This window comes from Mesorhizobium sp. L-8-10, assembly GCF_016756635.1.
In the GTDB taxonomy this organism is placed as follows: Bacteria; Pseudomonadota; Alphaproteobacteria; order Rhizobiales; family Rhizobiaceae.
The window spans coordinates 8,095,304-8,108,204 of sequence record NZ_AP023263.1; the positions used below are offsets into that span (position 1 = coordinate 8,095,304).

The window sequence follows — 12,901 nt, forward strand, 5'->3', positions numbered from 1 at the left end:
CCAAATACCGACGTTAATCTCGGTTTGGCTAAATCATAGTTACGCGCTACGATGGCTTTAGGGGGACTTGATGGTCGAAGAACCGGGGCTGCTGTTCGACAACAGATTCATGGAACGGCATGCGGGATCGATCATTATAGATCCAGCAGTGGCGATCGTAGAGTTGGTTGCCAATGCCTGGGATGCTTGGGCAACCAAGGTCAATATTGTCTGGCCTGAGCGCGGCGATGATGCGGCGTTCTCGATTCAGGACAATGGCAAAGGCATGACCGACGCGCAGTTCCAGACGCGCTGGAAGACGCTCGACTACAACCGGATGCGCGAGGAAGGCGGCGAGTCCATCCCACCGCCTGAACTGGCGGACTTGCCGCCGCGCACCACCTATGGCCGAAACGGTAAGGGTCGCCATGCCGCCTTCCGGTTCGGCGAGGCCTATCGTGTACGGACCTGGAGAGACGGGACTTCTGTCACTTTCGAAGTGCGCCGCGGCGCGACCCAGCCGTACACGGTCGAGCGGCTCGCGATCGAGACCGAAGTCGACGGCCACGGGACCGAAATCTTGGCGATAAATCCACAACGGCTCCTGATGACGCCCGAAGAGGCACGTGAGGTCGTGGGCACGCGTTTCCTTGCCGATCCCAATTTCACGGTGACAATCAACGGCACCATGGTGACCTTCGACGACATCCCCGAGGCGCAGCGGCGGACTGTCGACATCGATGTTCAGGGCTACGGCACCGCGCGAATGGTCGTGATCGACACTCAGAAGGCGGACAAGACCACCCGCCAGCACGGCATTGCCTGGCGCGTCAACAACCGCATCGTTGGTGCGCCCGGCTGGGTCGGGTTCGATCAGGAGCGTCTGGTCGACGGCAGGAGCAGCGAGGCCAAGCGCTTCATCTTCATCGTGCGCGCCGACTTCCTTACTAACGAAGTGCTGCCCGACTGGTCGGGCTTCTGGCCCAATAGCCAAGCTTGGCCGGCGACCCAGACCGCGGTGCATGCCAAGATCCGCGAATATCTGGGCGAGTTCAGCGCCGATCGCCGGCGCGAGACTAAGGAGACGGTTCGCGAGAATCTCGGCCGCACGGTCGCGCAGCTCACCCCTATGAGCCGCGGCCGCTGGAACGAGTTTGTCGACCGGGTCGTCGACACCTGCCCGTCGATGAACCTTGACACGGTCGAGCAAGTTGCCGGCGTGCTTGCCAATCTCGAGTTGGCGACCAGCAAATATGAACTAATTGCGAAGCTTCACGAGATGAGGCCTGGGGACCTCGACGAACTCAACGCGCTGCTAGTCGACTGGACGGTCCGAACCGCCAAGCTCGCACTCGATGAGATTGCCCAGCGGCTAAAGCTGATCGAGGAACTCGACCAAAAGCTGCGTGACGAAACGATGGAGGAAGTTGGCGATCTGCAGCCACTGTTCGATCGCAGTCTCTGGGTGTTCGGCCCTGAATTCGAGAGCCTCGAGTTCACGAGCAACCGCGGCATGACCGAAGTGATTCACAAGATCTTCGGCCGCCGGGAGCAGGGCAGCCGGCTGCGGCCCGATTTCGTGATGCTACCCGACGGAAGCGTCGGCTTCTACAGCCGCGATTCGCACGACCTCGGCCACGAGGTCGATGGCGTATCGCGGCTCGTGATCGCCGAGATCAAGAAGCCGGGCGTGCTGATCGGCTCGAAGGAGAAGCAGCAACCCTGGCAATACATTCGAGAGCTGATGAACAAGGGGCTCGTTACTGACGCCACGAACGTCACCTGTTATGTACTCGGCTCACACATCGACCCGGCGGAAGCGGGCGACGAGACCAAGAATAACGGTCGGGTTACCATCCGCGCGATAACGTACTCTACCTTCGTCAAGCGCGCGGAGAAGCGCATGCTGGGCTTGCGCGACAAACTGCGCGATGCGCCTTTTCTAAAGGAGAGGGGCATTGATCCCGAAACCTACATGCAGCCGCAGCAGCCGCGACAGGGTGATCTTCTCGACGGGGTCGCCCGGCCAGCCTTAACGGCTTCGGCAGATAGATACCACCCATAGCGTTTCGAGATAACAAATCCTGCCCGGCTCGCGTCCCAGCTTCGCTTCCACTTGAACGAGCTGGGTTCGCGCAACGCACATCACGAATTCGAGCACCTAGCGTGCCACCTCGCGCGGGAATTGCGGTCACAGTGCACTCATTGGAATGCCCATTCGTGCGCCTTCGGCGGTCGCACTCCGCAATCGGCCGCTCGGCAATTAAGTGCACTGTCACCGTATTTCCTTTCAGGCTCGCAGCCTGTTCAATGGATTGGATCTTGATACTGACATAGGCTCGGTCAGACAGTACACGTCCGGCCTGCTGGGAATGGCCAAACCCTACGCCGTTGGCGGTTACGTCGTTTGACGTATCTTTCAGTTCACGTAGAGGCTTTCATGAACTGTCAGAATCAGGCATAGAACGGGGATACGATCACGTAAGCGCTTACTTGGATTGCTCTTTTTCGGCTAGGCCTGCCGATCACCGGTAAAACTGTCTCTATAAAGAAGTTCATGAGGCCCATTAAATTTCGAAGCGCGATGAAAATCGAAACTTTTGGAGCTTTAGCCATGCCTGATCTTGTCCCTCTCTTTGTAGCCTTCACGTCCCTACCTGCCGCGCACCTCGTCGCGCTGATCGCCATCGGATGTCTCGCCCTCGCCGGGTTTTGCATCTACGCAATTCTCTTGATCGCGAAGAAGCACTGATGGAACGCGTCCGTCAGTGGGTGCCGCTTCCGACCCTCTGGATCGAGGAACGCGGGCTATCGGCATTTCAATGGGGTGGCGCAGGGCAGGGGTCGAATAATGCTGCGGCTCTGCTTTGCCTGATCCTCATTGCGCACCATGCAGACGGACACGGCCGCGCCCGTCTGACATACGAACAGATTTCCGACATGAGCGGCTTAAGCCGCGCAAAGATCGCAGCGGGATTGAAAATTCTGCATGAGGGTGAGTTCGCGCGGAACGTTGACAAGAGCCATTTTCGCTTGACGCACTTTGATACGACGGTGCGCGGATGGGGTCAGCTACCTGCCCGAAGGCTCTATACCAAGACCGGAAGGCTGGCGTTCGCTCGCGGAATGCATCTGCGGCAGCGCGCAGAGCTCGACGCTTTGAAAATCTTCCTGCTGTTCGTCGCTCGTCGTGACGTTGCGTCCAACCGCATCGATCTGAGCTACGATAAGATAGCCGATTATTCCGGCATCAACCGGAACCGGATCACGGATGCCCTATCCTTCCTGACGGTCAATAGCTTGGTCGTCACCCACAAGCAGGAAAGCGATATCAACGATTTCGCGACGGCAAACTCATATCGCCTCCGCGGGCTGAATCCCTACAATCATGCGGGAACGACAGGGCGAGCAGAACTCGAACTCGAAAACAGATTGGCACGACAGTCGTTCGGATTGTAGCCTCCCGAATGGAAAGGCAGTTACGGATCGCGGTAGGGACGCCCATTGCTGAGCGCGCCCCGCACAGATCCGTACGAGCCCAATTGAGGCATACGGCTCCTGCCTCGGGTAATTGACGGCGAAGCGCTGGTGCGGCCAAGGATGAAGGACGCGCGGTTTGGGCAGCCAGTCGTTGCCCAGCCGTGTGATCCGCTCCCAAGTCATGGCGTCCTTCTGGCTGCGGCGCCGAACCGTCCGCCTCCAGAGTTCGGTGACGAAGAAGCGGAATATAGCCAGCGCCTGACTGTTGGTCGGCACGGCGTGATAGTTGAAGTAGCCCTTGACGACCTGTCCCAGCCATTTGCCGTGATCGGCGATAGGCTGGTGCAGCGCTTGGCGCGTGCTTTGCTGACCCGCATTCCCCTCGGCCCTCGCCCTTGGCTCCACCGGCTCCGTGGCAGATCGCTCCGCCTTGTTCGTCGGCTTCCCTGCTACTTTGGCGGGGCCTGACTTCCCCGCATCCATCATCGGCGACGGCTCCTCACTTTCCCGATGCGGGCCGCCGGAACAAACACGCGGCGGCCGAACGTGGGACCTCCCGGTTCCCGCCCAAGGAGCGTCTGCACATGCCAGGGGTCTGCGACCACGCCGGACCAGACGGAAGCTCGCGTGGCGCGCCCGTCCCATAATGCCTTCCGCTGTGTCAACGGCGTCCGCGCCTGAATTTGTGCCTTTCGCGGCTCGATGGCTGGCCTATGCTCTCCCCTGCCGACGCTTCGCCCTTGCCCTCACGGACAATGACGCACGGCTCCGGGCCGATGTGAGGCGCTACTCCTTCATCGCAGTGGACTTTTACCGCCTACTCCTTGCCGGTCTCCCAGCGCTCTGACAGTGCACTCACTGGGAGGCCCATTCGCGCGCCTTCGGCGCTCGGACTCCGCAAACCGGCGGCTCGGCAATCGAGTTCACCGTCACCGTAATTCAAGCGAATCTTGCAGCCGTCCACACAATCGACTGACCTGCCGGGCCGTCCAGACAACACCTTGTCTGAGCAATGACAGAAACAGATGCCGGCCGCGACTTGCCTTAGTTTACCGGCCCAGTACACTACCCCGACACTAGGGGCAAAGAATATGACCATAAGATTGTTGTTAGGTGCCGTAATCTCTCTGGCGCTGTCGGCAGTTGCTCATGCCGAAGGAAAGATCATCGGCGTGTCGTGGTCGAATTTCCAAGAAGAGCGCTGGAAGACCGACGAAGCGGCGATGAAGGCCGCGATCGAGGCCGCCGGCAACAGCTATATATCTGCCGATGCGCAGTCCTCGGCTGCCAAGCAGCTCACTGACATCGAGTCGCTGATCAACCAAGGCGCCGACGCGCTGATCATCCTAGCACAAGATGCGAGCGCCATCCGCCCGGCCGTCGAGAAAGCAGTTGCTGAAGGTATCCCGGTTATCGGATACGATCGCCTAATCGAGAATTCTGACGCCTTCTATCTGACTTTCGACAACAAGGAAGTGGGTCGCATGCAGGCCCGCGCTGTGCTCGAAGCTCAACCAGAAGGCAACTATGCGTTCATTAGGGGTTCCTCGGCGGACCCTAATGCCGACTTGCTGTACTCGGGCCAGATGGAGGTTCTAAAGGAGGCGATCGACGCCGGCAAGATTAGGAATGTCGGTGACGCCTATACCGACGGCTGGCTGCCGGCCAATGCCCAGAAGAACATGGAGCAGATCCTGACCACCAACAACAACCGGATCGATGCCGTGATCGCCTCGAATGACGGCACGGCAGGCGGTGTCGTCGCAGCCCTCCAGTCGCAGGGCCTCGCCGGCGTGGTTCCGGTCTCGGGCCAAGATGGCGACCAAGCAGCACTGAACCGTGTCGCCCTCGGCACCCAGACCATTACGGTGTGGAAGGACGCGCGCGAGTTGGGCAAGACGGCAGCCAAGATCGCCAGCCAGCTGGCGGATGGCACTGCCATGGATGCGGTGGAGGGCTCGGTGAAGTGGGCGGGCGGCCCCAGCGGCGTCGAGATGAATGCTGTGTTCCTGGCACCCGTGCCGATCACACGCGACAACCTCAGCGTCGTCATCGATGCCGGCTGGGCGACGACGGATGTGGTATGCGATGGGGTTGCAGCCAATGCTGTCGCAGCCTGCTCTGAGGGTCAGGCAGGCTCGACCACTCGCCCGTCGCTCGACATTTGCTTTGCAAGCGACAGAAAGCACAACACACGCAATGGTTCTGTCTCATTCTCGCATGAGCGTGACGATGAAACCGTGTTGGGCTTTGTGAAGGTTTCGGTTCCCGAGAAGCGTGAGTTTGGAGATCACGGGCGGCCAGGCACCTGGCAAAGAATTCTAATCCGTATCGGCCTCTCCGAAGAAGATCCTCGTCGCTATTTCATGATACAGAATGTCGAGATATTTGATAAATCCAAATTTTATGATCTATCCGAACTTATATTATCGCGATCGAGAAATTATAAGAATCACGTCATTCTTTTCATTCATGGATTCAACGTGAGCTTTCGAGATGCAGCGTATGTGACTGCGCAGATCGCCACCGACCTTAATTTCGATGGCCTACCTTGTATGTATAGTTGGCCGTCGATGGCAAGCCTCTCGCACCGCGGCTACATGTACGACACGAACAGCGCACGCCAGTCTCGGGGCCGACTGGCGGAGTTTTTGGCGCAAATCCGGACACTCAAAGGAGCGGAAATGGTCAGCATCATTGCTCACAGCATGGGCAGCGTAGCACTGACTGAAGCGTTGCGCGAGCTTGTTGGGAACGCCCAGGAGAAGCCATATTCACAGATTGTCCTTGCCGCGCCGGATATGGATGAAGACGACTTTCGCTCTGTCGCGAGCAAGCTGACCGAGTTCTCCAATGGAGTAACCTTATACGCTTCAGCTCACGACAAGGCTCTCAATGAGTCCAAAAGAATGGCTGCCAATATTTCACGCGCTGGCGACATAAGAGACGGTGCGCCGATCATCGTGAGTGGCATAGATTCAATCGACGCTTCGTCAGTCAGCAATTATGTGTTTGGAATTAACCACAGCTATTATGCCAGCGATAGGTCTGTGCTTAGCGACATTGCCGCGCTCTTGTTGAAAGGCGAACGCCCGCCAGAGATGCGAAATCCCACAATCCGGCGGGTCGACGGCTCGAATGGCAGCTACTGGAGCTTCCCTTGAATTAGAGACCGTTCTGTCCGAGACATCGATGGTTCCAACGCTGCCTGCGATTGCCGCGCCCGTCAAGCTTTGCGACTGTCAGTAGAGCTGCAGATGCAGCAATTCACCGGCTTCTTCCGATCTACGAGACATACCGCGAGAAACCACCAAAGCTGCCTCCACCACGCGCCACCAAGCGTCAGGTCTCACCGCCAGGCCGCTCCGCCCTCACTGCCCTCCGACATAAAGCGCAAGCGCGGCCATGGTCCCGATCGACTGCTGGACGGTGTATTCCTGCTGCATGACCAAGGCGGGGTGCTCCACCAGATACTCGAAATAGGGCAGCGAGAAGCGCGGCGGGGCGATGCGGCGTTGCTCGGCATGCTCGGCGGTCCCCACCTCGGGCAGCGGGGACCACCAGGGGCCGAAGATCCAGCCATGGGCCGTTTTCGCCTGCGGCGCCCAGCCGTAGATCGTGATGCCATCAGGGGCATCGATGCCCATGGCCAGGCTATCCTCATGCAAGGGATTGCCGATGGGTCGAAGGCCCGCGCCTGATATCAGCGAAAGGCCGAGCTGGTTGGCGCCCAGCATGGCGTGGTGAGCGCGCTCCATGACGCGCAGGATCGCGACGTCTCCGCTCAGCCTGTGCGCGCGCATGAGCAGCTGCATCTGGTTGTAGTCGGGCGCCCCGCCCTGCCCCCAGCCGGCCGGTGCCGCCGGATGCTTCATGCCGGGATAGGTGAAGCGGTCCTGCGCGGAGACCACGATCGCCGCATCGCGCAGGAATGCCTGTCGGATCTCCGCCGCCATCGCTTCATTCGCCCCCGGGCTGTTCATATAGTCCCAGGCGGCGTCGCCCTTGTGCGCATAGAGGTCCCAGCCCTTGCGCCAACGCTCTTCGAAGAGCGTGCCATAGGCCGCCTCCCCCGTCAGGCGGAACAGCGCGGCGGCCGCTGCCGCGCGATACTCCGTCGCCACGGCCTGCATCGCCGCCTTGCGTTCCTCCCATGCTCCGCCGGCGAAGGCGCCGGCAGCACTTCCTGCCGCAACGGCCTCGGCGTAGAAGGCGTCGGGGTCGGCAAAGCCGCGCTCGCCTGCCCGCCATGCAGCCAATGCGCTGTCGCTGAACAGCGCCGCAAGGCGCTCGTTTCCAAGCCCCTGCAGTACCCTGGCGAGCTTGGCCGCGGCGGCGGCATATTTGTAGCTCGACAGATGATCAGGCGCGTAGGCGAAGACCTGCTGATGTTCGAGATAGCTCGGCTCCCCCTTCAGCGGATGGCCGGCGCTTTCGATGCCGCCACGGATCGCGCCGTCGCTCGTCTGCAGGCGCCGGAAGAAATCCAGCACCCAGATCGCCTCATGGACCAGATCCGGCAGCCCGTCCGTGTCGCGATAGGCTTCATCGCCGAGCACCGCGCTGGATTTCGGCACGCCGAGGTCGATGCTGCGTTTCTCCGGCGGGAGGCTCTCGAAAACCTCGAGCAGCAGCGCTGAAACCTCGACATGCTGGATGCGGCGGTCCCAGTCGCCGGCGTCCATATAGCCGCCCCAATAGTTTGCGGGCGCCCGGCGCTCCGTCAGCCAGGCCGGCTTGGCGCCATCCTCGAAGGGCACGAAGCCGCCACTGAACTCCGAGGACCAGGCGAGCGGCAGCAGGCTTTCGCGGATTTCCATGCCGGCATCGGGTCGGAAGGCGGCAGGCCGCTCGTAACCGAAGCGGCCGTCGAGCGCGATGCCGCTACGATGGTTGTAGAGCCCGCCGATCGACATACGCGCCGATTTGAGCCACACGTCCTCGGAGATCAGAAACGGATCCGATACGCCCAGCCCCGCTATCTGCAGCCGGTAGATGCCGTCACGCGCCGGTTTCCAGTCCGAATAGTCGAGCTCGAACACATAGGTGCCGGCGCGGTTGGCGCGATGCGCTGGCGTGACCGTCGCGCCCGCCGCGATCCCGGCCGGAAGCTCGCCGTCGACCTCGACGACGTCGAAGCCCGTTTCGCTCGGCCGCTCGACCGTCGCGAAGGTTGCCGTGGCGTCCTGCTCTCCGCGCAGTCGCTGGAGGGCGATGCGCTGGCCCTGGCCGAGGCCGTGAGGACGACGGGTAGTGAAGGAGCTGCCATCGACGGCGACGAGCGGAACCGGCTCGGCAGCGGCGTCGGCGACATCCGGAAGCTCCTGCGGGAGCCCGTTGCCGGGTTCGGGGTCGGACGGGCCGGCACGCAGCCTGACCGCGCCGGCGAAAACCTCCTCGCCGGCTTCGTCGAGGACCTTGAAGCGGTCGATCCCATAACGGCGAAAATCCACTGCCCCCTGGTCCGGTCCGCCCGGCAGCCAGAGCGACAGGAAGGCGATCCTTGCGACGTCGGACCGCCGGTGCCCGACCTGCGTGGCATGGATGGCGGCGGCTCGTATGGACCGTTCGTCAAATGTGATCCGCGTGCCGGCCGGCAGCGGGCCGCCGATCTCATATGTGCCTGGGCCGAGGGGGCGATCGAGCTGCAGATAGACCAGGTGCTTCATCGTAGCGCCGGTCCAGCTGTCTCCGCCGGGGCCACGGAACAGGCCGGAATCGTAAGGCATCGATTTGCGGTAGACAGCGACCACCTTGCGCCCGCCGATCGGCGCGTAAGACGCCGCGTTGTCGATCGCCGCGCGGTCGAGGAAGGCCTCGGGCGGGGTATCAGAGAGCCTGAGATGATCGCGTTTCGGCCCGATGACGAGGCCCCAGCCGTCGCCATGGCGGACCCAGCTTCCGGGCGCCTCGGTTCGCGGCCGGTCGAGGCTGACGATGCGGCCTTTCACGAAGGGCGCATCGCGCAGCTCGACCAGCACGATGTCGGGGGCGGCCATGGCGACGTCGTGAACGCTCACCCCGTCGGCACGGGCTGCCGCCGGGATAACGGCGAGCAATAGGAGAAGAAGCCAGCCTGTCACTCTTGCGAGCATTCCCGCACCCTCGGCATTTCGCGTCGTTAACCCTATGACCGGATCGCGCCACCTGTTAACCAGGGTGGATACCCACCGTGATATAAGGGAGGGGTTAAAGCATGTCTCCCGAAAGCGGGTACCGGTTTCGGGATAAAGATATGCGTCAAATCAAAGACCTACAGCGTGCTGTGTGAATCCATTCGCGGTACACGACAGAGTGGTTGAGGACATCCTGTTGGGGGCGGCGCATCTGCACCCCCCTCTGTCCTGCCGGACATCTCCCCCTCAAGGGGGGAGATTAGCCGTCATCCATAACGACGCCTGGTTCGGCGACGTAGATGATTGGCGAAACCCGGGCGGCCAGCCAATCTCCCCCCTTGAGGGCTACGACATTCACACATCGTGGGGGGCGAGTTGCGGTGTCGGCGAAAGTCTGACTCCCTGTTGCTGTGATTCGGCTGATGGAGAGGCAGATGGACCTTGGTTTTGGGGAGTTCGGAGACGCTCGCCTGAAAGATGCGGGGTTTTTTTGCATGAGCGGCTGGTGTCGGCGGGTGGCTGGGGGAGCAGCGTGCGCGCGCTGGGCGGCGGCCGCTCCGGCGAGATGCGGATCACGCGCTTTCTGCACAACCCGAAGGTGACGGTCGGCGCGATGCTGGAGACGGCCTCGGCCCGCACGTGCTTGCAAGTTGGTGGCCGTCATGTGCTGGCGATCCAGGACACGACGTCTGTTCGGGTGGACGAAAAAGGCATCGGCCTGTCCGTGCACCCGCTGATTGCCGCGGATGCGACCAGCGGCTTTGTGTTGGGCCTTGTCGATGCGTTCTTTCTGGATCGCCGCGGTGGTGTGAAGGCGACGCGCACCAAACGGGACTTCGCGGACAAGGACAGCCGGCGCTGGCTCGACGGCGCCGAAAGCGCGCGCCGGCTGTGGGACGCCGGCGCGACCTGCGTGACGGTCGTCGAGGACCGCGAGGGGGACATTTACGAGTGCTTCGCCTTCAAGCCGGACCATGTCGAGAAGCTGGTACGGGCCGCGCAGGACCGGCTTCTGGCCGACGAGACCCATCTGTTTGCCGCCGCAGAGAGCTGGCCCGAAGCCGGGCAGATGACGGTCGCGTTGCCGGCCATTCCGGGCCGCAAGGCCCGCACGGCCACTCTCGGCGTGCGCTTCGGCCGTGTCGAGATCGCAAGGCCCAGGAACCGCAAAGCCCAGGCGGGAACCCGGGTGCTGCCGAAGACCGTCACGCTCAGCATGGTCGATGCCCGCGAAATCGATCCGCCGCACGGCCAGGAGCCGGCGCATTGGCGGCTGCTCACAACACATCAGGTCACCGATCTGGCCGATGCACGGCGCATCATCGGCTTTTATCGTCTGCGCTGGACCATCGAGCAGCTGTTTCGGACCACCAAGACAAAGGGCTTTGACATCGAGGCGCTTCGCCAGCAGGAGGGCGGGCCGCTGGAAAAGCTCGTAACAGCAACCCTCATCGCCGCCGTCACGGTGATGCAACTCGTTGCCGAGCGCGACGGCAAGCTCGAGCGGCCGCTCAGCGACGCCTTCGATCCCGACGACCAACCGGTGCTCGAACGCGTCAGCCACAGCCTTGAGGGAAAGACCCAGAAGCAGAAAAACCCCCATCCCAAAGGCACATTGGCCTTCGCTGCCTGGGTCTTCGCACGGCTCGGTGGATGGACCGGATATTACGGAAAGCCCGGCCCCATCGTCATGCTCAGAGGCCTCACCAAATTCCACGCAATCAAGCATGGCTGGACCCTCCGAGATGTGTGAATCTCGTAGCCTTGAGGGGGAGATGTCCGGCAGGACAGAGGGGGGTGCAGATGCGCCAACCGACGTGACTTCCTCAACCATTCTGTCGTGCACTGCTTTAACCCGTTTTCACGCGGCACGCTGTAACGGCCCGGGACAAATTGGTTGAAATTCGTCGCTCTGTTCATAGCGCTGGCGGCTGTCTTTCCGCTTAGTCTGGCGTTGCGCAGCAATCCCCGCTTCGCCCGTCTGTTCTGGATGGCGTTCGGCATGCTGCCGTTCCTCGCCGCGGCGCTCCCCCTGTTCGACATCGGCCTCGTCTCGCTGGCGGGAAGCTGGATCGGCTTCGTCTACAGCCTGGAAGTCACCATCGTCGACATCCTCGCGCTGGCCGCCCTCTTCGCCATTCCGGGCGGACGTGTTCCCTGGTGGTGCAAGCTGCCGCTGCTGGTCTATCTGCTGGCCGCCGCACTCTCCATCTTCCAGGCCGACGAACCGCTGGCCGCCAGTTTCGGCGTCTGGCAGTTCGCCCGGATGTTCCTGATCATGGTCGTCGTGACCCGCGCGTGCCGCGAAGCGCCGCTTGTGGCGCTCGACATATTGCGCGGCATGGCCATCGGCATGGGCCTGCAGCTCGTCGCTGTCCTCTACCAGCGCTTCGGCCTCGACCTCACCCAGGCGCGCGGGCTGTTCGTCCACCAGAACACGCTGGGCATGACGACACATTTCGTGCTCTATCCGCATCTCGCCATGCTGCTCTATGGCTATGGCCGCATGCGGCCGCTGGTGCTGACCGTCGCGGCCACGGTGGTGGTCGTCGTCTTCACCGCCTCGCGCGCCACCGTCGGCCTCTCCGCATTGGGCATGGGCCTGACCTATGCGGTGCTGGCGCTGGCGGGCCTGACCCAGCGCAAGGTCATGCTCGGTCTCTCGGCGGCCGTCGCGCTCGCTGTCGTGGGGCCGCTCGCGGTGGCGTCCTTCGAAAAACGCTTCGAAGCGGTGCCCCTCACCGAGAACCAATATGACGAGCGCGCGGCGTTCAACAGGGCTGCCCTCTACATCCTGGCGGACCATCCCGCCGGGATCGGCTCCAATCACTATGTCCACATCGCCAGGAACTTCGGTTATTCGGACCGCGGCGGCGTCGCGCCCAGCGAGGGCAACCGCAACAACATCGTCCACAACGCCTATTGGCTCGCGGCTGCCGAGACCGGCTATCTCGGGCTGATCGGGTTCTGCGTCATGCTGGCGGTGCCGCTGATCTGCGCACTGTGGACGGGATGGCGGGAGCGGAGGACGATCGAAGGGAACCTTCTGATCGGAATGGGTATTGCCTTGCTGATCGCCTGCCTGCATTCGTTGTATGAATGGATCATCTTCGCCCGCGAGGTGCAATATCTGTTGTTCGCCACGATGGGCATGGTATTCGGGCTGACCTTGCATATCGGCGCCGTACGCAGGTCGGAGCGGCGTCCTGTGCCGCGCATGGCGCCGGCCGTCGGCGCGCTCGGCCGATCGACCTGAAGGGCATGGTAACCATGAATCGACAAAGCGGTGCGGCGGCCCGCGGAATGGCGGCTTACGGCGCGGGACT

The 12,901-nt window shown here is 62.1% G+C and carries 7 protein-coding genes and 1 pseudogene; 7 read left to right on the forward strand and 1 reads right to left on the reverse strand.

Annotation, left to right across the window (positions count from 1 at the left end):
• Window positions 1–70: 70 nt before the first annotated feature.
• From JN280_RS37425 to JN280_RS39885, 5 genes and pseudogenes are all read left to right on the forward strand, one after another.
• On the forward strand, window positions 71–2,044 hold the full coding sequence (locus JN280_RS37425) for an ATP-binding protein (protein ID WP_202309211.1): 1,974 nt from the start codon (window positions 71–73) through the stop codon (window positions 2,042–2,044).
• 549 nt (window positions 2,045–2,593) lie between these two features.
• Window positions 2,594–2,731: a hypothetical protein gene (locus JN280_RS37430; protein ID WP_202309212.1), complete on the forward strand. Its 138-nt coding sequence runs from the start codon at window positions 2,594–2,596 to the stop codon at window positions 2,729–2,731.
• Window positions 2,731–3,438 carry a hypothetical protein gene (locus JN280_RS39875; RefSeq protein ID WP_244742670.1) on the forward strand — a complete coding sequence of 236 codons (708 nt, stop codon included), beginning with the start codon at window positions 2,731–2,733 and terminating at the stop codon, window positions 3,436–3,438. Before JN280_RS37430 ends, JN280_RS39875 begins: the two co-directional genes overlap by 1 nt.
• A 1,112-nt stretch (window positions 3,439–4,550) precedes the next feature.
• Window positions 4,551–5,582, forward strand: a pseudogene (gene xylF, locus JN280_RS39880) (D-xylose ABC transporter substrate-binding protein); the annotation flags it as partial.
• Window positions 5,583–5,825: 243 nt separating this feature from the next.
• Window positions 5,826–6,623 (forward strand): alpha/beta hydrolase, encoded by a 798-nt coding sequence (locus JN280_RS39885; RefSeq protein WP_244743703.1) that lies wholly within the window; start codon window positions 5,826–5,828, stop codon window positions 6,621–6,623.
• A 207-nt stretch (window positions 6,624–6,830) separates the two neighbouring features.
• Here the strand turns inward: JN280_RS39885 and JN280_RS37445 are convergent, their stop codons facing one another.
• Window positions 6,831–9,554 (reverse strand): glycoside hydrolase family 9 protein, encoded by a 2,724-nt coding sequence (locus tag JN280_RS37445; RefSeq protein ID WP_202309214.1) that lies wholly within the window; start codon window positions 9,552–9,554, stop codon window positions 6,831–6,833.
• A 199-nt stretch (window positions 9,555–9,753) separates the two neighbouring features.
• On the opposite strand from JN280_RS37445, the gene JN280_RS37450 reads away from it, so the two are divergent.
• On the forward strand, window positions 9,754–11,328 hold the full coding sequence (locus JN280_RS37450; RefSeq protein ID WP_244742673.1) for an IS4 family transposase: 1,575 nt from the start codon (window positions 9,754–9,756) through the stop codon (window positions 11,326–11,328).
• Window positions 11,329–11,472: 144 nt separating this feature from the next.
• The gene (locus tag JN280_RS37455; RefSeq protein WP_202309215.1) at window positions 11,473–12,831 is read left to right on the forward strand and encodes an O-antigen ligase family protein; all 1,359 of its coding nucleotides are present in this window, start codon (window positions 11,473–11,475) and stop codon (window positions 12,829–12,831) included.
• The last annotated feature ends 70 nt before the right edge of the window (window positions 12,832–12,901 follow it).